The 20,655-nt window shown below is 66.6% G+C and carries 20 protein-coding genes and 1 tRNA gene; 9 read left to right on the top strand and 12 right to left on the bottom strand.

Annotated features, from left to right (window positions below; translation table 11 throughout):
- Positions 1-12: 12 nt before the first annotated feature.
- Together fmt and truA are read left to right on the top strand one after the other, a co-directional pair.
- Positions 13-951 (top strand): methionyl-tRNA formyltransferase, encoded by a 939-nt coding sequence (fmt, locus tag P0086_RS04145; RefSeq protein WP_275782691.1) that lies wholly within the window; start codon positions 13-15, stop codon positions 949-951.
- On the top strand, positions 951-1,694 hold the full coding sequence (truA, locus tag P0086_RS04150; RefSeq protein ID WP_112600083.1) for a tRNA pseudouridine(38-40) synthase TruA: 744 nt from the start codon (positions 951-953) through the stop codon (positions 1,692-1,694). Before fmt ends, truA begins: the two co-directional genes overlap by 1 nt.
- A 19-nt stretch (positions 1,695-1,713) precedes the next feature.
- Here truA and P0086_RS04155 read toward each other — a convergent pair whose 3' ends face one another.
- The 4 genes from P0086_RS04155 to dapD form a co-directional block, all read right to left on the bottom strand.
- Complete coding sequence (locus P0086_RS04155; protein ID WP_112600084.1) at positions 1,714-2,310, bottom strand: hypothetical protein; 597 nt, start codon at positions 2,308-2,310, stop codon at positions 1,714-1,716.
- Positions 2,297-3,490, bottom strand: a complete 1,194-nt coding sequence (gene dapE, locus P0086_RS04160) for a succinyl-diaminopimelate desuccinylase (protein WP_275782695.1) — start codon at positions 3,488-3,490, stop codon at positions 2,297-2,299. Before dapE ends, P0086_RS04155 begins: the two co-directional genes overlap by 14 nt.
- 134 nt (positions 3,491-3,624) lie before the next feature.
- Positions 3,625-4,011, bottom strand: coding sequence for a DUF805 domain-containing protein (locus P0086_RS04165; protein ID WP_112608993.1), 387 nt, complete (start codon positions 4,009-4,011; stop codon positions 3,625-3,627).
- A 3-nt stretch (positions 4,012-4,014) separates the two neighbouring features.
- On the bottom strand, positions 4,015-4,872 hold the full coding sequence (gene dapD, locus P0086_RS04170; protein ID WP_148651341.1) for a 2,3,4,5-tetrahydropyridine-2,6-dicarboxylate N-succinyltransferase: 858 nt from the start codon (positions 4,870-4,872) through the stop codon (positions 4,015-4,017).
- A 235-nt stretch (positions 4,873-5,107) separates the two neighbouring features.
- Here dapD and P0086_RS04175 point away from each other — a divergent pair, with 235 nt between their 5' ends.
- On the top strand, positions 5,108-5,998 hold the full coding sequence (locus tag P0086_RS04175; protein ID WP_112600088.1) for an LOG family protein: 891 nt from the start codon (positions 5,108-5,110) through the stop codon (positions 5,996-5,998).
- Positions 5,999-6,227: 229 nt separating this feature from the next.
- On the opposite strand, the gene P0086_RS04180 is transcribed toward P0086_RS04175, so the two are convergent.
- Positions 6,228-6,944 carry a pyrimidine 5'-nucleotidase gene (locus tag P0086_RS04180; RefSeq protein ID WP_275782701.1) on the bottom strand — a complete coding sequence of 239 codons (717 nt, stop codon included), beginning with the start codon at positions 6,942-6,944 and terminating at the stop codon, positions 6,228-6,230.
- 213 nt (positions 6,945-7,157) lie between these two features.
- On the opposite strand from P0086_RS04180, the gene P0086_RS04185 reads away from it, so the two are divergent.
- Both P0086_RS04185 and P0086_RS04190 read left to right on the top strand, forming a co-directional pair.
- Positions 7,158-8,063, top strand: a complete 906-nt coding sequence (locus P0086_RS04185; protein WP_148178332.1) for a DMT family transporter — start codon at positions 7,158-7,160, stop codon at positions 8,061-8,063.
- Positions 8,064-8,152: 89 nt separating this feature from the next.
- Positions 8,153-8,923, top strand: a complete 771-nt coding sequence (locus P0086_RS04190; RefSeq protein WP_275782705.1) for an isocitrate lyase/phosphoenolpyruvate mutase family protein — start codon at positions 8,153-8,155, stop codon at positions 8,921-8,923.
- 84 nt (positions 8,924-9,007) lie between these two features.
- Here P0086_RS04190 and argB read toward each other — a convergent pair whose 3' ends face one another.
- Positions 9,008-9,907 carry an acetylglutamate kinase gene (gene argB, locus P0086_RS04195; protein ID WP_275782708.1) on the bottom strand — a complete coding sequence of 300 codons (900 nt, stop codon included), beginning with the start codon at positions 9,905-9,907 and terminating at the stop codon, positions 9,008-9,010.
- Between the two features lie 354 nt (positions 9,908-10,261).
- Here argB and P0086_RS04200 point away from each other — a divergent pair, with 354 nt between their 5' ends.
- Positions 10,262-10,984, top strand: coding sequence for an anti-sigma factor (locus P0086_RS04200; RefSeq protein WP_275782711.1), 723 nt, complete (start codon positions 10,262-10,264; stop codon positions 10,982-10,984).
- A gap of 75 nt (positions 10,985-11,059) precedes the next feature.
- Here the strand turns inward: P0086_RS04200 and P0086_RS04205 are convergent, their stop codons facing one another.
- The 6 genes from P0086_RS04205 to rpmH form a co-directional block, all read right to left on the bottom strand.
- Entirely contained in the window at positions 11,060-11,599 is a 540-nt protein-coding gene (locus P0086_RS04205; RefSeq protein WP_112608985.1) for a DUF1269 domain-containing protein, read from the bottom strand.
- Between the two features lie 216 nt (positions 11,600-11,815).
- Positions 11,816-12,469: a ribosome biogenesis GTP-binding protein YihA/YsxC gene (gene yihA, locus P0086_RS04210; RefSeq protein ID WP_275782714.1), complete on the bottom strand. Its 654-nt coding sequence runs from the start codon at positions 12,467-12,469 to the stop codon at positions 11,816-11,818.
- Between the two features lie 52 nt (positions 12,470-12,521).
- Positions 12,522-13,454 carry a DMT family transporter gene (locus P0086_RS04215; protein ID WP_112600125.1) on the bottom strand — a complete coding sequence of 311 codons (933 nt, stop codon included), beginning with the start codon at positions 13,452-13,454 and terminating at the stop codon, positions 12,522-12,524.
- Between the two features lie 177 nt (positions 13,455-13,631).
- On the bottom strand, positions 13,632-15,416 hold the full coding sequence (gene yidC / locus P0086_RS04220) for a membrane protein insertase YidC (protein WP_275782717.1): 1,785 nt from the start codon (positions 15,414-15,416) through the stop codon (positions 13,632-13,634).
- Positions 15,416-15,805: a ribonuclease P protein component gene (gene rnpA / locus P0086_RS04225; RefSeq protein WP_112600097.1), complete on the bottom strand. Its 390-nt coding sequence runs from the start codon at positions 15,803-15,805 to the stop codon at positions 15,416-15,418. The genes yidC and rnpA overlap by 1 nt, the downstream gene beginning before the upstream one ends.
- 32 nt (positions 15,806-15,837) lie before the next feature.
- Complete coding sequence (rpmH, locus tag P0086_RS04230) at positions 15,838-15,975, bottom strand: 50S ribosomal protein L34 (RefSeq protein ID WP_108001706.1); 138 nt, start codon at positions 15,973-15,975, stop codon at positions 15,838-15,840.
- Positions 15,976-16,391: 416 nt separating this feature from the next.
- Between rpmH and P0086_RS04235 the strand changes: the two genes are divergently transcribed.
- From P0086_RS04235 to P0086_RS04245, 3 genes are all read left to right on the top strand, one after another.
- Positions 16,392-18,392: a methyl-accepting chemotaxis protein gene (locus P0086_RS04235; protein WP_275782721.1), complete on the top strand. Its 2,001-nt coding sequence runs from the start codon at positions 16,392-16,394 to the stop codon at positions 18,390-18,392.
- Between the two features lie 274 nt (positions 18,393-18,666).
- Positions 18,667-20,133: a HAMP domain-containing sensor histidine kinase gene (locus P0086_RS04240; RefSeq protein ID WP_275782723.1), complete on the top strand. Its 1,467-nt coding sequence runs from the start codon at positions 18,667-18,669 to the stop codon at positions 20,131-20,133.
- Positions 20,134-20,427: 294 nt separating this feature from the next.
- Positions 20,428-20,504, top strand: a tRNA-Arg gene (locus tag P0086_RS04245).
- Positions 20,505-20,655: the final 151 nt, after the last annotated feature.

Here is a 20,655-nt window from a genome sequence, read left to right on the forward strand (position 1 = left end):
GAGAATCGGGGCATGGCGCTTCGTATCATCTTCATGGGCACGCCCGAATTTTCGGTGGCGACGCTGAACGCGCTTTTCGAGGCCGCGCACACGATCGTCGCCGCCTATTCGCAGCCGCCACGGCCCGCCGGGCGGCGGGGGCTGGAGCTGCAGAAATCACCGGTCCACCGCCGCGCCGAGGAACTCGGCATCCCGGTCCTCACGCCGCTGAACTTCAAGGCGGAGGAGGATCGGGCCGCCTTCCGGGCGCATCATGCCGACGTCGCCGTGGTCGTTGCCTACGGGCTGCTTCTGCCCGAGGCGATCCTGACCGGCACCCGGCTCGGCTGCTACAACGGGCACGCCTCGCTGCTGCCGCGCTGGCGGGGTGCGGCCCCCATCCAGCGGGCGATCATGGCCGGCGACAGCGAGACCGGCATGATGGTGATGAAGATGGACAAGGGGCTGGACACCGGCCCGGTCGCACTCACCCAACGTGTCGCGATCGGGCGGGACATGACGGGCGGCGAACTGCACGACCGGCTGATGCAGGTCGGCGGCGCGCTGATGGCGGATGCGATGGAACGGCTCGAGGCCGGGCACCTGCCGCTGACGCCGCAGGAGGACGCCGGCATGACCTATGCGGCCAAGATCGACAAGGCCGAGACCCGCATCGACTTCCGGCGTCCGGCCGCGGAGGTGCATAACCACATCCGCGCGCTGTCGCCCTTGCCCGGCGCCTGGTTCGAACTCCCGGCTGCCGGCGGGACGGAGCGGATCAAGGTGCTGGGCTCGAGCCTTGCCGACGGTATGGCCGCACCCGGCACGGTGCTTTCGTCCGACGGCTTCGTCGTCGCCTGCGGCAACGGAGCGGTGGCGCTGAAGCGCCTGCAGAGGGCCGGCGGCAAGCCGATGGATGTTGCCGACTTCCTGCGCGGCACTCAGGTGCCCGCCGGCACGGTGATCGCCTGATGCCGCGCTATCGCCTCGTCATCGAATATGACGGCACGCCCTATGTCGGCTGGCAGCGGCAGGAGAACGGGCCGTCCGTGCAAGGCGCGGTCGAAAAAGCGATCCTGTCCCTGACCGGGGAGACGGTGTCGATCCGCGGCGCGGGACGGACCGATTCCGGCGTCCATGCCATGGGCCAGGTCGCGCATGCCGACCTGACCCGCGTCTGGAAGGATCACACGCTGCGCAACGCGCTGAATGCGCATCTGGCGCAGGCCGGCGAGCGGGTCGCCATTCTCGATGCCGCGCAGGTGGACGAGGGCTTCGACGCGCGCTTCTCGGCGGTGCGGCGGCACTATCTCTACCGGATCATCGCCCGCCGGGCGCCGCTGGCGCTGGAGGCGAAGCGCGCCTGGTTCGTGGCCAAGCCGCTCGATCACGAAGCGATGCATGCGGCAGCGCAGGTGCTGGTCGGCAAGCACGACTTCACCACCTTCCGCTCCGCCCACTGCCAGGCGAACAGCCCGGTGCGCACGATCGACCGGCTGGACGTGACCCGGACCGGCGACCTGATCGAGATCCGCGCCAGCGCGCAGAGCTTCCTGCACAACCAGATCCGCTCCTTTGCGGGAACGCTGAAGCTGGCCGGCGAGGGCAAATGGAGCGTCGAGGACGTGCGCGCGGCGCTCGAAGCCCGCGACCGCAAGGCCTGCGGGCCGGTGGCGCCGCCGGAAGGCCTGTACTTCCTGCAGGTCGACTACTGATCCGCGGACCCGCCCGGCCTCAGGGGGGAAGGGTGCCGAACAGCACCTGCAGGCCCTGCCCGGCGAGCAGCGGCGGCAGCACGAAGAGTGCGGTCAGCGTCGCTGCCAGCAGCGACTGCTTGCCGACGCACATCCACAGGAGCCGGTACTGCAAAGCGATGGAAGCGCCGAAGACCGCGTAGAGCAGAAGCCCCGAGAAGGCAGAAAAGTCCGGGATCACCAGCGATATGGCGAAGGGAATCGCGGTGGCGTAGGCAAACGGCACGCCGATCCAGTTGCTGGCGATGATCATCGTCGCCACCTGATGGGCGTAGCCCAACGGGCGGGCCAGCACCGCCACGAGCGCCAGCGGCAGCATCCAGCCGACGGCGTCGATGACGAACATCTTGAAGACGAAATCGATGCCCGCGCCCGTTCCCTCCGGCATGCGGGCCAGGAAATAGAGCCGCCACGAGGCCCAGATCACGGCGAGCGCCGGCAGGCTCCAGACGAAGGCCCAGAACGAGCGCACCAGGCCGCGCCAGCTGAGGTCGAGCCAGCCGAACCCGTCCTGCCGCTTCCGGACGAGATGCCAGATTCCGGTCAGGTAGTAGAGGACCTCGTCAAGTCCCGGCATTGGCAAACCAGCGTGCGAGGAAGGTCTCGTAGATGACCGTCAGCGTTTCCAGATCGGCGACGGCGACGCGCTCGTCGACCATGTGCATGGTCTGGCCGACGAGGCCGAATTCGACGACGGGGCAATAGTCCTTGATGAAGCGCGCATCCGAGGTGCCGCCGGTGGTGGAGAGCTTCGGCACCCGGCCGATCGCCGCCTCGATGGCCGAGGACAGCGAGGCAATCAGCCGGTCGTCGCGGGTGAGGAAGACATGGCTCGGCCGCTCGGCCCAGCGGATCTCGTAGCGGATCGGCGCCCGCCCGGGCCTGAGGCGCTGGTCGGCGGCGGCGGCGTCGAGGCGCCGGACGATCTCGGCCTTCACCGTGTCCGCCGTCCAGCGATCGTTGAAGCGGATGTTGAAGCTCGCCTGCGCCTTGGCGGGAACCACGTTAACGGCCGGATTGCCGACGTCGATCGTCGTCACCTCCAGATTGGAGGGCTGGAAATCGTCGGTGCCGGCGTCGAAGGGCGGATCCATCAGCGCATCGGCGAGCGCGATGACGGCGCGAACCGGATTGTCGGCCAGGTGCGGGTAGGCGGCATGCCCCTGTACCCCGAACACGGTGAACGCGCCCGAGACCGAGCCGCGACGGCCGATCTTGATCATGTCGCCCAGCGTGTCGGGGTTGGTCGGCTCGCCCACCAGGCAGGCGTCCCAGCGTTCGCCGCGGGCGGCCGCCCATTCGAGCAGCTTGATGGTGCCGTTGACCGCCGGGCCTTCCTCGTCGCCGGTGATCAGGAAGGAGACGGAGCCCTTCGGCGGACCATGCTTCTCGATGTGGCGGGCGACGGCTGCGACGAAGCAGGCGATGCCGCCCTTCATATCGACGGCGCCGCGGCCATACATCTGCCCATCTGCGATCTCGGCTGCGAAGGGGTCGTGCGTCCAGGCGGCCGCATCGCCGACGGGGACCACGTCCGTATGGCCGGCGAACATCAGGTGCGGGCCATCCGTGCCGATGCGGGCATAGAGGTTCTCGATGTCGGGCATGCCGGGCTCGGACATGACCACGCGCTCGACGGCGAAGCCGAGCGGGGCGAGCATGGCCTCGAGCGCCGCCAGCGCGCCGCCTTCGGCGGGCGTCACCGACGGGCAGCGGATGAGGGTGGCGAGATTTTCGACGGGATCGATCGTGGTCATCGGATGGACTGCCTGCCGGCGGGTTCAACGCGCGAAATGCGTCGCCGGCCTCGCCTTCCGGTCTAGCTTATCGGACCAGCGCTGTCATCACCCATCAAAGCGACGCCTTCGGTCGATACCGGCGCGAATTGGGATCACTCTTTCGGCCGGTTGGTGACCGCGCCATGGGCGTTGGCGCCGGGCGTGCCGGGCCAGACCAGAAAGGCGACCAGCGCGAACAGCGAGACGGCCGGCACGAACAGGCACAGCACCAGCGGCGAAGGCAGCGCCATGTCGTGCAGCCGCTTGACGCTGAGCATGACCGTGGAGATGGAGGAAACGACGCCGACGGCCAGGAACAGCGTGGTCCACACGGCAAACATCGGCTCTTCCTGCGGCGTCATGACGAGCCGGGTCAGGAAGGCCGACACCAGCATGAGCCAGAAGCCCCAGCCAAGTGCGAACGGCATGCGGGAGACGCGGCCGGACCAGCCGAAAAAGAACCAGCTGAGGCTTGGCGGCCGGTCCGCGTCATCGCTCATGCATCAGTCCCGGAGCAGCTCGTTGATGCCGGTCTTCGAGCGGGTCTGCGCGTCGACACGCTTGACGATCACGGCGCAGTAGAGGTTCGGCGCAGGCTGGCCGTTCGGCATGACCTTGTCGGAGGGCAGCGAGCCGGCGACGACGACCGAATAGGGCGGGACCTCGCCATAGGTGATCTCGCCGGTGGCGCGGTCGACGATCTTCGTCGACTTGCCGATGAAGACGCCCATGCCGAGCACGGAGCCCTCGCGAATGATGCAGCCTTCGACGACCTCGGAGCGCGCGCCGATGAAGCAGTTGTCCTCGATGATGGTCGGGCCGGCCTGCATCGGCTCCAGCACGCCGCCGATGCCGACGCCGCCGGAGAGGTGGACGTGCTTGCCGATCTGGGCGCAGGATCCGACGGTCGCCCAGGTGTCGACCATCGTGCCCTCGCCGACATAGGCGCCGAGATTGACGAAGGACGGCATCAGGATGGCGTTCGGGGCGACGTAGGCCGAGTGGCGAACGACGCAGTTCGGCACGGCACGGAAGCCCGCGCGCTCGAACTCGTTGACGCTCCAGCCGTCGAACTTGGAGGGCACCTTGTCCCACCAGACGGACGCGCCCGGGCCGCCGGGAACGATCTCCATCGGGTTCAGGCGGAAGGACAGCAGCACCGCCTTCTTGAGCCACTGATTGACCGTCCAGTTGCCGTCCGCACCTTTCTCCGCCACGCGCGCCTTGCCGCTGTCGAGTAGGTTCAGCGCCGTTTCGACGGCGTCGCGAACCTCGCCGCGCGTCGAGGTGTTGACCTGATCACGGGCCTCGAAGGCGCGTTCGATCGTGGTTTCCAGGGCGGCAAGATTGGAGCTGTTCATCGGAATTCCTTAAACTTCGACCACTATTCTGGTCCATCGGGACGCCGGAGGGGGCACATCTATTGTCGGCAGCAGTCCTAGAGCATGATCCCGGAAAGTTGAAGCCCTTTTCCGGCCGATGATGTCGCGACGGCGACGGCAAGATGCTACAGCCCGGCATCGCCCGAACGAAAGTGAAGAACGGGTCCGCGCCGACGGTCGCAACCGGGCGCCGGCCGCATGATGGAAGAACGACATGGCACGACTGAAGAAGAAGAATCTGCGGCGCAAGGACGGCGTGTGGGATCCGCTCGCAGACAGCGCGTTCGACAAGCACAGGGCTTCCGTCGTTCCCCAGACACCGCAATCGATGTCGTCCGCCTACCGGCTCGCCTATGTCGACGACGAATTCCTCTGCCGCGAGGAACTGCGGCCGGTGCGCCTGCAGCTCGAACTGCTGAAGGTCGAGATGATGCTCGCCGAGCGCGGCATCAATTCCACGGTCGTGATGTTCGGCGGCGCCCGCATCCCCGCCCCCGGCATGGAGGCATGGGCCGCCCGCAACGAGACGCAGCGCAAGAACCTCGAGGCGGCGTCGGTCTACTATGACGAGGCGCGCAAGTTCGCAAAGCTGTGCTCGGAGCGCTCGGCGGAAACCGGCTTCAAGGAATTCGTCGTCGTCACCGGCGGCGGGCCCGGCGTCATGGAAGCGGGGAACCGCGGTGCGGCCGATGTCGGCGCGCCCTCGATCGGGCTTAACATCGTGCTGCCGCACGAGCAGGCGCCGAATGCCTACGTGACCCCCGAACTCAGCTTCAACTTCCACTATTTCGCCGTGCGCAAGATGCACTTTTTGCTGCGCGCCAAGGCCGTGACCGTCTTTCCGGGCGGCTTCGGCACGCTCGACGAGCTGTTCGAGACGGTGACGCTGATGCAGACCGGCCGCATGGCGCTGGTGCCGCTCGTCCTGTTCGGGAAGGAATTCTGGAACTCGATCATCAACCTGGAGGCGCTCGCCGAGTTCGGCACGATCTCGCCCGGCGACGTCGAGCTGATGAACTTCGTCGACACCGCCGAGGAGGCCTGGGCGATCATCGACAGCTTCTACGAGAAGCTCGACACGGAGGCGGTGGCGGTCGCGAAGTGACGGCGGGCGCGTTGTCGGACGTGCGCAATGCACCACCGGCCTCTATAGATGCGCTGACGCCGCCGCGCTCTCCACCGTCATCCCGGCCCCCGAGCCGGGATCCAGCCACGCCGCGTCGGCGGCGTGAGAGGATGCACTTCCTGCGCGCAAGGACTTGCGCGCGCTGGATGCCGGATCGGGTCCGGCATGACGGAAAGGATGCACCGACATTGGCCGTCGCGCCACAAACTCAGCCGACCAGGCGGGCGAGGAAGCCGGTGAGGTCGGACGTCGTGTAGTCGATGTGCACGTCGTCGTCGCTGCGCTTCTCCCAGGCGTCGGTGAACTCATGGCCCTCGTCGCGCGGCAAGAGCAGCACCGTCTTCATCCCGAGCGCCTTGGGCACCAGCAGATTGCGCGGCAGGTCCTCGAACATGGCGGCGTGGGTCGTGTCCACCCGGTGCAGCGCCATGAACTTGTCGTAGGTGCTGCCGGCGGGCTTGGGCACATATTCGGCGGCGACGATGTCGAAGATGTCGTCGAAATGATCGAGGATGCCCAGCGCGCGTGCAGTCATCTCGGCGTGCTTGACGCTGCCGTTGGTAAAGATGAACTTGCGCCCCGGCAGCGCCTTGATCGCCTCGCCGAGCGCGAGGTCCGGCGTCAGCACGCCGTAGTCGATCGCATGCGCCTTCTCCAGGAAGTCGACCGGGTCGATGCCGTGGTGGATCATCAGCCCCTTCAGCGTCGTGCCGTGGTCCTGGTAGTAGCGCTTCTGCAGGACGCGGGCATCCTCGCGCGACAGGCCGAGCAGGGCTGCGACGTAGCCGGTCATGTTGACGTCGATCTGGGCGAAGAGATCGACGTGATGCGGATAGAGCGTGTTGTCGAGGTCGAACACCCAGTCCCTGACATGGGCGAATTCGGCCTTGTCCGGCAGCGGATGGGTCGCGTGGGCTTCGGTCATGGGCGCCCTTATGACACGGCTGCAACAGGAAGCAAAAAGGAATCGACGCGGCCGCAGCGGGAAAAGGTTTGACGTGGCCAGGGCCTCCAGGCGCGTGCTAGGGCTTGCTGCACCGGGGCGTCCCGCTCCGCGTGTCTTTGCTATCCCTCTCACGCATGTCTTTTCCCGAGACCGTTTTGCGACCTTCGGCGGACATGTCTCAAACCGGCGGTCATGGAAGCCTGGGTCGTCATCACCATCTGCGCCGCGTTCCTGCAGAACCTGCGCTCGGCGCTGCAGAAGTACCTGCGCTCGTCGCTCGGGACGACCGGGGCGAGCTTCGTGCGCTTCGGCTACGGCTTCCCGGTGGCGATCGCCTATGTGGCGGCGCTTCATCATTTCGCAGGCTATGGCTTTCCGGCCCTGAATGCGCGCTTCGCCGTCTGGTCGGTGATCGGCGGCCTGGCGCAGATCTTCGCCACCATCCTGCTCGTCTACCTGTTCTCGCTGCGCAATTTCGCCGTCGGCACCGCCTATTCGAAGACCGAACCGGTGCAGGCGGCGATCTTCGGGCTGATCCTGCTCGGTGAGCGGCTGACGCCCGGCGCTGTCGGCGCGATCGTCGTCGGCGTGGCGGGCGTCATGTTGATCTCGGTGGCGCGGATGCCGCTATCGGCCCGCAACCTGCTTTCGGCCATGACCGGCCGGACGGCGCTGATCGGCATCGCCTCGGGCGCGGTCTTCGGCATCTCGGCCGTCGCCTACCGCTCGGCGGCGTTGTCGCTCGACGGTCCCAACGCCGTGATGCAGGCGGCCGTCACGCTGGCCTGTGTCACCACCTTCCAGACGGCATTCATGCTCGTCTGGATGATGATCAAGGATCCCTCCGAGATCGGCCGCGTCGCCCGCTCCTGGCGCTCCTCGTCGCTCGTCGGGCTGGCCGGCGTCACCGGGTCGGCCTGCTGGTTCACGGCGATGGCGCTGCAGCAGGTGGCCTATGTGCGCGCGCTCGGGCAGATCGAGCTGCTGTTCACCTTCGCCGCCTCCGTCTTCGTCTTCCGCGAGAAGATCAACCGCATGGAGCTTTCCGGCTGCCTCATGATCGTTGCCGGCATCCTTTTGCTGCTGATGTGGAAATAGCCGGTCGCCGCACGGTTGCACGCAGCGATTGATGGCGCCGGCGATGGCGGCTATGAATCGGCCCGACCATTGCCCTGGGAGGATAGGACATGAATCAGAAGCAGAAAGCCGAGGCCTTTTTCGCACTGCATCGCAAGGGCGATCCGGTCATCCTCTACAACGTCTGGGATGCCGGCTCGGCGAAGGCCGTCACGGGCGCCGGCGCCAAGGCGATCGCGAGCGGCAGCTGGTCGGTTGCCGCCGCCGGCGGCTATGCGGACGGCCAGGCGATCCCGCTGCCGGCGCTGTTGGACGTCGCGCGCGCGATCGTCGCGGCGACCGAACTGCCGGTGAGCATCGACTTCGAAGGCGCCTATGCGGTCGATCCCGACGCGGTCGCGCTGAACGTGGCGCAGGTCGCGGACACCGGTGCCATCGGCATCAATTTCGAGGACCAGGTCGTGGGCGGCACCGGGCTGCATCCGATCGAGCTGCAGGCGCGGCGCATCCGCGCCATCCGGCAGATGGCGGACAAGCGCGACCTGCCGTTCTTCATCAACGCCCGCACCGACCTGTTCCTGAAGGAAGGGGATGCGGCAAAGCATGGCGGGCTGGTGCCGGCTGCGATCGAGCGCGGGCTTGCCTATGCGGAGGCCGGCGCCAACGGCTTCTTCGTGCCCTGGCTGGCGGATCCGGAGCTGATCGGCCGCATCTGCGAGGCGGTGCCGCTTCCGGTCAACGTGATGATGAAGCCCGGCGCCCCGGATGCGAAGACGCTCGCCAAGGCGGGCGTCGCGCGGATCAGCTACGGCCCCGGCCCCTATCGCGCGATGATCGACTGGCTCGGCAAGCAGGCCGCCGCCGTCTACGGAGCGGCCTGAAGGGCGTCCGCGCTGCACGGCAGGCGGGTGTGCGACCCGCCTCCGGCAATCGCCTCCACGACATTTCGGCCGAAAGGGTCGCCGTTAGGGGACGATCAGCGTCCCGGCGCCACGCTCGGTGAAGATCTCGAGCAGCACGGAATGGGCGGTCTTGCCGTTGAGGATGACGACGCCCTGGACACCGGCCTTGATGGCATCGATGCAGGTCTCGACCTTCGGGATCATGCCGCCGGAGATGGTGCCGTCCTTGATGAGCGCGCGGGCTTCGGCGACCGAGAGCTCCTTGATCAGTTCGCCCTGCTTGTTGAGGACGCCGGGAACATCGGTGAGGAACAGCAGGCGGGTGGCGTTCAGCGCACCGGCGATCGCGCCGGCAAACGTATCGGCGTTGATGTTGTAGGTGTGGCCGTCGCGGCCGGGCGCGACCGGGGCGATGACGGGGATCATTTCCGACTTCGCCAGAAGGTCGATCAGCGTGCGGTCGACCTCGACCACTTCGCCGACGAAGCCGAGGTCGAGGATCCGCTCGATGTTGCTGTCCGGGTCGACCACGGTCTTCTTGGCCTTCTCGGCGAAGACCATGTTGCCGTCCTTGCCGCAGAGGCCGATCGCCCATTCGCCGGTCTGGTTGATCAGCGCGACGATCTCCTTGTTGATCGAGCCGGCCAGCACCATCTCGACGATCTCGACCGTCTTCTGGTCGGTGACGCGCAGGCCCCCCTCAAACTTCGATTCGATGCCCATCTCCGCCAGCATCGCGCCGATCTGCGGGCCGCCGCCGTGGACGACGATCGGGTTGACGCCCGACTGCTTCAGCAGCGCGATGTCGCTGGCAAAGGCCTTGCCCAGTTCCGCATTGCCCATGGCATGACCGCCGTACTTCACGACGATGGTCTTGTTCTCGTAGCGCTGCATGTATGGCAGGGCCTGCGTCAGCAGCCGGGCCTGCATTTCGCTATCGGTCAGGGTATCGGTCGGGGACATGGGGACCTCGCAATTTTGTCGGCGCCTGTTTAGCGCATGTCGCGTGACGATGGAATGACGAAAGATGGGGGCAACGCTCTCGCGATCTGCCCGATCCGCGCGCGAACACCAGTGGCAAGCGGCACCGAGGAAGCATATGATAATCGCCGGCGCGGCGCGTGACCCGGAGGAGGCGTCCATCCTGAAATCGGAAGGCCGGCGCATCGATGGCTGCAGGAACCGGCCGGGGCCGAATGGGCCGCGGCGGGAGGGTCCGGCTGCGCGGAGCGCCCGCGCGATGCGGCGTTCGCCGCCCGCCATGACGAACCCCTGGCTTCACCGAAGCCTGCCGAACTTGGGAGAGTGCCTGGAGCTATGACATCGCCCGACCAGAACAGCAAGGATCCGCGCCGCGACGAAGTGATCGCGGGCGAATATGTTCTTGGCGTCCTTTCGGCCGAGGACCGGCGCAAGGTGGAGGTCCGCCTCCAGAGCGACCGGGCCTTCGCGGCCATGGTGAACCGGTGGGAGGAGAACCTTTCGGCGATCAACAACGAACTGGAGACGATGTCGCCGCCGACGCGCGTCTACACCGCCGTCGAGCAGCGGCTCTTCGAAGCGCCCCTGACGGGGTCGTCCGGGGCGCGCCGCGGCGTCTGGACGTCGCTGGCGTTCTGGCGGTCGGCGGCGTTGCTGGCCTTCGCATTCTCCGCGGCATTGCTGGCGCTGGGGCCGGACATCTTCGCACCGGCGCCGCCGTCGCAGGCGATCATCGCCGAACTCTCCGGCCTGGACAGCCCGATCAGCCTGATGGCGCACTACGACGCGTCCCGCGGCATGTTCACCATGACACCGGCGGCAACCAGGCAGGACGGCGGCAAGTCGCTCGAACTGTGGCTGGTGGAGGATGGAAAGACGCCGGTTTCGCTGGGCGTCCTTTCGCAGTCCGGCGACGGAACGCTAACGATTCCCGAGGCCATGCGGCCGAGGATCCGGTCCGGCGCCGTCCTCTCCGTCAGCGTCGAACCGCTGGGCGGTTCGCCGACCGGCGCGCCGACCGGGTCGGTGATCGCCTCCGGCCGGGCGAGACGCTTCTGATCGACCCCCGTTGCGCCGAAGACAAGACCGAGGGGCCGCCGCCGGCAAGCTGCAGCGGCCCCGCGAGATGACCGATCAGGCCGTGGGCGGCGCCGGGGCCGCACCGGTGACGCCGGAGAGCGCCTCCTGAAGCCGCTTTTCCTGATCCGGCGAAAGCGATGTCTTGAGAACCCGACCCCGCAGCCCCTGGAGTTCGGCCAGCACCTTCTCCGGCTGCACCTTGCGGACGAGCACGAACAGGGCGGAGGAATTGTTCGGGATCGTCTCGCCCAGCGACTTGATGAAATTGTCGTCGATGCCGTAGTCGCTCAGCGAGCCGGACAGGGCGCCCGCACCGGCGCCGACGGCGCCGCCGATGGCAAAGCCCGCCAGCGGGTTCAGGAACAGCAGCCCGACGAGGCCGCCCCACAGCGCGCCGGAGAGAAGTCCGGACGAAGCGCCGATGGCGGTCAGGTTGAGGCTCTGCTTCAGATGGACCTTTCCGGCCTCGTCGCGAACGACGACGACGGCATCCTCGAGGTCGATCAGGTACTCCTTCTTCAGGCCCGCCAGCTTCACGAGGACCTTGTCGGCCTCGTCCGGCGTATCGAATCCCACTACGATCAGATCGGACATCGGTGTGCTCCCTCTTGAATTCGCATCGGCGGGTGCCGACCGCGTAAAACGCGCGCAATCCCCCTTTGAGATCTTGTCGGTCCTCGAAGGGCCCTGCGCAGGACACTCGTGCATCATCTCTCGCGCGTCGATGGGGACGCGCGATGGACTAGCACATAGGGCACGTTCGATGACGGGCCAGTGACGCAGGTCAACTGTTGCTGGAGATTGCCGCCCTCAGCGCGCGATCGTGGTCTCTATGGCCGCACGCAGGGTGTCGAGGCCACGGCCTTTTTCGGAGGAGGTCGAAAGCACTTCCGGGTAGGCGGCCGGCCGCTTGCGAACCTTCTCGGTCGTTTCCGCCACGAGGCGGGGCACGCCGGCTTCCTTGATCTTGTCGGTCTTGGTCAGGACGATCTGGTAGGAGACGGCGGCCTTGTCCAGCAGGTCGAAGACCTCCTCGTCGTTCTTCTTGATGCCATGGCGGCTGTCGACGAGGACATAGACGCGCTTCAGCGTGGAGCGGCCGCGCAGGTAGTCGAAGACGAGCTTGGTCCAGGCGTCGACCTGCTCCTTCGGCGCCTGGGCGTAGCCGTAGCCCGGCATGTCGACCAGCGCCATCGGCGGCAGATCGCCCTCGGCGCCGGAATAGCCGTCGGGCACGAAATAGTTCAGTTCCTGGGTGCGGCCCGGCGTGTTGGACGTGCGCGCCAGGCCCTTGTGGCCGACGAGCGCGTTGATCAGCGAGGACTTGCCGACGTTCGAGCGGCCGGCGAAGGCGATCTCCGGCGGACCTTCCGGCGGCAGGAACTTCATCGCCGGTACGCCGCGGATGAAGATCCACGGACGGCCGAAGAGCGGCTTGTCGTCGCCGGAGTTTGTCGCTGTCATCGTCTGGCCTTCCCGAGCTTTTCGCCCGGCTTCCCGTTTTTGGCGGGCAATGTCAAGCGCCCGAGCCGGTCAGGCCCGCCCGCCGCTGGCGCCACGCCTCCCGGCCGAGGTAGCACAGGAGGGCGGCCAGAACGATGGCACCGCCGACGACCGTGTGCTCGCTCGGCACCTCGCCGTGGAACAGCGCCACCCAGAGCGGCGCCAGCACCGTCTCTGCGGTACTGAGAAGGGCGGCGAGCGCCGCAGGGATCAGCCTTGCTCCGGTGACGAACAGGGCAAGGCCGAGGCCGAAGCTCATGGCGCCGAAGACGGCGAGGATGCCGAGCTGCGGCGCGGAAACGGCGAAGCCCGCGGCCTGGGTGGCCGCGACGGTGCCGGCGATGACCGTGCCGGTGAAGACGGCTGGCGTCATCGCCACATGCGCGTAGCGCCGGGTGATGATGGTGGCGGTAGAGAAGGAAAAGGCGATCAGCAGCGCCAGCGCGTCGCCGATCGGCGAGACGCGTCCGGTCAGCGAACCGGACATCATGATCCCGACACCGACGATCACGGCCGCAATCGCGACCCAGGTGGCCGAGGCGATCCGTTCGCCATAGAGGACCCGGCACATCAGGGCGGCGATCAGCGGCACGCTCGCCTGGATGAGCACGACATTGGCAACCGTCGTGTGCGCCAGCGCCAGGATGAACGAGGTCGACGCGGTGGCAAAGCACACGCCGACCGCAAGACCGGGCAGGCCCATGCGGGAGAAGAGCATCCGCGTGCCGCGCGGACCGTCCCGCCACAGCATGAAGGTCAGGAGGAACAGGGACGCGAACAGCGATCGCCAGAAGATCAGCGTCCAGCCGTCGTCCATGTCCAGGAGCCGCGCGAGCACACCGCCGAAACTCCAGGCGATCGCCGCGGCGAGCACGAGGACGGCGCCGTAGCCCTGGCCGTGGGCATCGACACTGGCGGAGGGCGTGGATACCACGGGTGCGGGCATGAGGTGCTCGTAGAGGCTGATCGTGCGATAGTGGCAGGCCGGCGGCATGCAGGCGCATGCGGCAGCGACGCGGCGACGTCGCAACGGGCACATTCACGATCGGGCGAAAATGAGAAGACCCCGGCAAGCCGGGGTCCATCGCGATGGCGCTATGGGTCTTTCGGTCGCGGGGACGGGCTACTTCGCCGGATCCGGTTTCTTGCCGAACATCCCCTTCAGGTTGCTGAACAGCTCCACCTTGACGCCATGGCGCTTCATGATGATCGCCTGCTGGATGATGGAGAGCGTGTTGTTCCAGGCCCAGTAGATGACGAGGCCGGCCGGGAAGCTCGCCAGCATGAAGGTGAAGACGACCGGCATCCAGGTGAAGATCATTGCCTGCGTCGGATCCGGCGGCGTCGGGTTCATGCGCATCTGCAGGAACATGGTGACGCCCATGATCAGCGGCCAGACGCCGATCAGCAGCGCATGCGGCACGTCGAACGGCAGCAGGCCGAACAGGTTGAACAGCGAGGTCGGATCCGGCGCCGACAGGTCCTGGATCCAGCCGAAGAACGGCGCATGGCGCATCTCGATGGTGATGTAGATGACCTTGTAGAGCGCGAAGAAGACCGGGATCTGCAGGAGGATCGGCCAGCAGCCTGCCAGAGGATTGATCTTCTCCTCCTTGTAGAGCGCCATCATCGCCTGCTGCAGGCCCATCTTGTCGTCGCCGAACTTGGCCTTCAGCTCTTCCATCTTCGGCTGCAGCCGCTTCATGTTGGCCATCGAAGCGTACTGCTTGCGGGCCAGCGGGAAGAACACGCCCTTGACGACGATGGTGGTGATCAGGATCGCCACGCCGAAATTGCCGAAGTAGCGGAAGAAGAAGTCCAGCATCTGGAACATCGGCTTGGTGAAGAACCAGAACCAGCCCCAGTCGATCATCAGGTCGAAGCGCGGAATGGAAAGGGACGTCTTGTAGCCGTCGATGACCGGCACTTCCTTGGCGCCGCCGAACAGCATGTTCTTGACCTCGCCCTTCTGCCCCGGCGCGATCGTGATCGCATCCTGGCGGAAGTCGGCCTGGAAGCGCGGACGACCGTCGGTGAAGTGCGAGAAGCGCGTTTCGTAGGGAACGGTCTGCGTCGGAACCAGCGCGGTCGCCCAGTACTTGTCGGTGATGCCGAGCCAGCCGCTCGTGGCCTTGCCGGGCGCGATCGTGGTGTCTTCCTCGGCGGCGGAGTACTTGACCTCGTGCAGGCCGAGCTCGCCGAGATAGCCGATGAAGCCCTCGTGCAGGACGTAGACGCTCGGCGTCGTCGGCTTGGAGAAGCGGGTGACGCGGCCGTAGCTGGAGAGCGACAGCGGCGCGCCGGTGGTGTTTTCGATCTGGTCGGTGACCTGGAACATGTAGTGCTCGTCGACGGAGATCGTGCGGACGAAGCGGATGCCCTTGTCGTTGGTGTAGCTCAGGGTGACTGGCGTGGTGGTGGTGAGGCTGCCGGTGCCTTCCTGCGTCCAGACCGTCTGCGGCCCGGGCACCTGGCCGGTGGTCTCGTTGCCGACATAGGCGACCTCGGCAAAGTAGCCGTGCTCGGTCTCGGCGGGGCTCAGAAGGGTGATGATCGGGCTCGAGCGATCCACCGTCTCATGATACTCGCGCAGCTTCAGGTCGTCGAAGCGCGCGCCGGTGAGATTGATGGAGCCGAGCAGCGAGGTGGTCTCGATCTTGACGCGCGCACTCTGGACCGCTGCGGCCTGGCCGCTCTCCGTGGCAGCGCCGGGGACGGCGCCTGCGGCCGGCGTCGATGCCGCCGTCGTCCCCTGCGGGGTCACCGGATTGTCCTTGTCCAGTTCCGCCTGCATCTCGGCGACCGAACGCTCGCGCTCGATCTTCGGATTGACGTAGAGGAACTGCCAGGCGATCAGGATCAGCACCGACAGCGCAATCGCCACGATATAATTGCGGTTGTTTTCCATCATTCTTTCCCGGGGCCGGAGGGAGCCGGCCTCTTGTGTTTCTGCCTGTTGCCGATGCGCTCGCGAAGGCGGTCCTGGAGTTCTGCAAAAGGCGCATGGAGTATGTCGCGCCTGGCGACGATGACATAGTCGTGTCCGGGCGCCATTGCAAACCCGGCGGAAAGACGGACCGCCTCTTTCAGGCGCCGGCGCATCCGGTTCCGTTCGACGGCATTGCCATGCTTCTTGGTAACGGTGAAACCGACGCGCGGCGGAGTATCCGGCTCGTGCCGGTCGCGCATCTCGAGGAGGAACAGCGGCCCTTTGCGCTTTTCACCCTCCCGCACATAAAGAAACTGCGGGCGGCTTTTCAGCCGTCCGACAGTCATTTTCTCGTCATCTTTGGTCATTGCCCGGCTCTCGCTTCGGGCAAGCGCGGCCTTTAGGCCGAAAGACGCTTGCGACCGCGTGCACGGCGAGCGGAAAGAACCGCGCGACCGCCCTTGGTGGCCATACGGGCACGGAAGCCGTGACGACGCTTGCGAACAAGCTTGGAGGGTTGGTAGGTACGCTTCGACATTTATTTTAACACCGCGGTGTGCGGCCCTTCTTGGGTTTGCGTTTAAGCAAGGAGCGTTACGTTTGCGGACGCATTCGCCGTCGCCGAAGTGACGGCCCGTCCGGACGTGCGCGGCTTATAAGGGGAAAGGCCGGGAAAAGTCAATTCCGGGCTGAAGATCGCCGCCTGACCGAAATGATTAACGCAAACGCGGCCATTTCTTGTTCTCGGTGCGGCCAGGCGCCCTCGCCCGCCTCACGTTACGTGAGGCGAAGCCGCTGTTTTTCCTAACGAATATCAAGTCGGAAATGCGGCGGGACGGCTCCAACATTAGCTTTCATTACAATTCTCATTAACTTTTAAAGAGTAAAACGAAAAAAGTACACGGTGCGGCCCGCCGCTGCATTCGGTCGACAGTGGCAACGGGAGAACCGGACATGAAGATACGTGCCAAGATCTACCTCATCGTCGGCGTCATGGGGATGTTGTCCGTCCTCATGGGCGCGATGGCGTTGGGCGTCGTGCATCAGTACGACCAGGAACTGCGTAATTACGAGACGGCCGCCGATCGCGCCTATCTCGGAGAGTCCCTCAACCGGCAGGTCACCGCGGTCGTGATGGAATCCCGCGGCATCTACAGCTCGGCCACGACCGAACAGGCCGCCAAGTTTGCCGACGGCATCCGCAAGGGGCTCGACGCCATCGACCAGACCCTGACCAGCTGGCGCCCGAAAGTCCCCGCCGACCAGCTCGCCGTCTTCGAGGCCGTCGTGAGCCGGGCCGCGGAGTTCCGCATGTTCCGCATGGAGACGGCACGGCTCGGCACCGAGGTGTCGCCGCAGGCGGCGAACGAGCAGGGCAACAACGACGCCAACCGCGCCAACCGCAAGGCTTTCCAGCAGGAAATCGACGCTGTCGTGAAGGTCGACCGCGACGACCTCGCCGTGATCAAGGCGGACATAGCGAACTTCAAGGCGATGATGCTCGCAATCGTGCTGGCCACCGTCGTGATCGGTCTTGCCGCCGGCGGTGGTGCCGCCTTCTACGTGGCGACGAACCACATCAGCCGGCCGATCCAGAACGTCACCTCGACCATGAAGCAACTGGCCGCCGGTGATCTTTCCACCGAAGTGCCCTATGCCGGCCGCAAGGACGAGATCGGCGAGATGGCCGCAGCCGTCTCCGTGTTCCGCCAGAACGCCATCGAGGTGCGCGACCTGAACGCCCAGGAGCAGGCGCTGCGCGAGAAGAGCGCCGACCTGCAGTCCTCGATCGCCTCCGTCGTGCACGCCGCGGCCGCAGGCGACTTCAAGCAGCGCATCGACAAGGACTACGGCAACGACGACCTGAACCGCTTCGCGGCCAGCGTCAACGAACTCGTCAGCAGCGTCGACACCGGCATCAACGAAACCCGCCGCGTGATCGCAGCACTGGCGGAAGGCGACCTCACCGGCTCGATGAACGGCTCCTTCCAGGGCGCGTTCGCCGAGCTGCAGACCAACGTCAACAACACGCTGGCGACGCTGCAGAAGGCGATGCGCGAGGTCCGGGCCTCGACCGACTCGATCAATGCCAACTCCGGCGAGCTGCGCAACGCCTCCGACGACCTGTCCAGGCGCACGGAACAGCAGGCCGCAGCCCTCGAAGAGACCTCCGCGGCGCTCGAGGAGATCACCGCCGCCGTCAAGAACTCGACCGACCGGGCCCAGGAGGCCACCGTCATGGTCGGCGAGGCGACCCAGAGCGCCAAGCAGTCCGGCGAGGTCGTGCGCAATGCGGTCGATGCCATGGGCCGCATCGAGCAGGCATCGAACGAGATCACGCAGATCATCAACGTGATCGACGAGATCGCCTTCCAGACCAACCTGTTGGCACTGAACGCAGGCGTCGAGGCGGCACGCGCCGGCGACGCGGGCAAGGGCTTTGCCGTCGTCGCCCAGGAAGTGCGCGAACTGGCCCAGCGGGCCGCCAGCGCCGCCAAGGACATCAAGGGGCTGATCAACAAGTCGAGCGAGGAAGTCGCCACCGGCGTGCGCTACGTCCAGGCGACCGGCACCTCGCTCGCCGACATCGAGCAGCGGGTGCTGAAGATCAACGACCACATCCACTCGATTGCAACCGCGGCCCGCGAGCAGGCCACCGGCCTGCAGGAGGTCTCGACCGCCGTCAACCAGATGGACCAGGTGACGCAGCACAATGCCGCGATGGTGGAGGAAAGCTCGGCTGCGACCCACAAGCTGAAGGCCGAGGCCGACAGCCTGGCGAGCCTGGTCTCGCGCTTCCGCACCGGCGAGGGCCATGTCGCCGTCGCGCAGGCGGCGCACCGCCCCGTCGAATCGCCGGCACGGCGGATCATGGGCAACGTCGCCCGGGCCTTCACCAGCCGCGGGGGCAACGCCGCCGTCGCCGCGACCCCGGAGGGGTGGGAAGAGTTCTGATCCCGGCTGAAACCGAGAACACGACACGAAGGTGGCGGATGACTTCCGCCACCTTTTTTCTTGGCCGGGCGGCGCGGCGGAACCGGCTCGGGAGCCATGTCATTGGACAGGCCCCTCATATCCGCTATGATTGTGATTGCGCGAGGGCGATCCGCCGGCAGCGCCTCCGCAGACGCAGCAACCGGCGCGGCCGGGCGTGGCGGGCCCCTCGAAGAACGAGAAGAATTCTGTGCTGAAATGCCGCCAGGCCCCGCGACACGGCCGGGAGTTCGCGATGAAGGAAGACGAAGCCGCCCCGATGCTGGGCAACGTGCCGATGCCGAGTTCCCTGAAGGGACTGTCCGGGCGTCTGCTGCTTCTGACGGTCGCCTTCATCGTGCTCGCCGAAATCCTGATCTTCGCGCCTTCGATCGCCAACATGCGGGTGCGCTGGCTGACCGATCGGCTGAACGTCGCCGCCGCCGCTGCGATCGTGGCAGACGGTTTCCCGCAGCAGGACCTGTCGCGCGCGCTGCAGGACGAGACCTTGATGGCGACGGGGACCAAGGCGATCGTGCTGCGCCGCCATGACGCCGCCCGCCTCGTCGCCGTCGCCGACATCCCGCCCAAGGTCGACGCCCAATACGACCTTTCCGCCGTCGAACCGCTTTCGGCGATCTGCGCCGCCCTGGACACGCTGTTCTTCGGCGGCGACCGCATCATCCGCGCCTACGGCCCGCTCGGCGACAGCGACACGACGATCGAGGTGGTGCTCACCGACAAGGCGCTGCGCAAGGCGATGCTCTCCTATGCCTGGACCGTCTTCCTGCTCACGACGGTGCTGTCGGCGATCACCGGCGGCCTGATCTTTTTGACCATCAACCGGATGCTCGTGCGCCCGATCCGCAGCATGACCGGCAACATGCGCGACTTCGCCGCCGACCCCTCCGACCCGTCCCGGATCCTCAAGCCGTCCGGCGGCCATGACGAGCTCGCGGTCGCCGGCGTCCACCTGGCGGAGATGCAGCGGGCGCTGCAGGGGACGCTGAAGGAGCAGAAGAACCTCGCCGACCTCGGGTTGGCGGTTTCGAAGATCAACCACGACATGCGCAACATCCTGTCTTCGGCGCAATTGATGTCGGACAGGCTGGCGGCCGTCGACGATCCGGTCGTCAAGCGCTTCGCGCCCAAGCTGCTCAGGACCATCGACCGCGCCGTCGGCTACACGACGGACGTGCTTTCCTACGGCCGGATGCAGGAGCCCGCACCGCGGCGCCGCTTCGTGCCGCTCGCCCCGCTCGTCGCCGACGTGTCCGAAATGCTCTCGATCGATCCGCTCTCCGGCATCGCATTCGTCATGGAGGTCGAGCCGGGGCTGGAGGTGGACGCCGACAGCGAGCAGCTCTTCCGGGTGATCCACAATCTCTGCCGCAACGCCGTCGAGGCGCTGACGCAGCATCCGGGCCGCGATCCCGGCTGCCTCACCGTCTCGGCGGTCCGCACCGGCAGCGTCGTCTCGATCACCGTCGACGACACCGGCCCCGGCATGCCGCCCAAGGCGCGCGAGAACCTGTTTGCCGCATTCCGCGGATCGGCCCGCTCCGGCGGCACCGGGCTCGGGCTCGCGATCGCCCGCGAGCTCGTCCTTGCCCATGGCGGGACGATCGCGCTGGTGGAGAAGGCGACGGACGGCACGCAGTTCCGCATCGAGCTGCCGGACCGGCCCGTCCCCCTGGCGGCATTCCGCAACCGGGCGTCCTGAACGCACGCAATCCTTCGGCACGACACTGCACAAGCCGGCCTTGCGGCGAACAGGCACGGCGCAACACCGCAGTGCCCGTCTGCGCACCGGGCCCGACCTGCCCGCCACGACGCGACCGGCCGGCGCGAGGCTCGGCTCGGGGCTTGCCAGTGGCGCCGGCAGGAGGCCCCCCGCACGAGGCCCGGTGTCAGGCCGATGGGGAATCTCATTTTTTTCGCAGAAGGCGCTTGCATTAGCGCGGCGGACCCAGTAGGAGATCGCTCGCAGCCGGGCAACACGCCCACCGCTGAAAACGCACCCGTAGCTCAGCTGGATAGAGCACCAGACTACGAATCTGGGGGTCAGGAGTTCGAATCTCTTCGGGTGCGCCATTTCCCTTTCTTCATCTTTGCACAGGCGCGCGCGAATTGCTTGCCCGCGCCTGATCGCCTGCGTCGTCCGGGCACGGACATGCTCCGGCATGCCCAAATGAAAAGGGCGCGTCCTGAAACGCGCCCCTTGCCAGCCCCTTAAAGCACGCGA

The organism is Mycoplana sp. MJR14 (assembly GCF_029210525.1).
GTDB lineage: Bacteria > Pseudomonadota > Alphaproteobacteria > Rhizobiales > Rhizobiaceae > Mycoplana.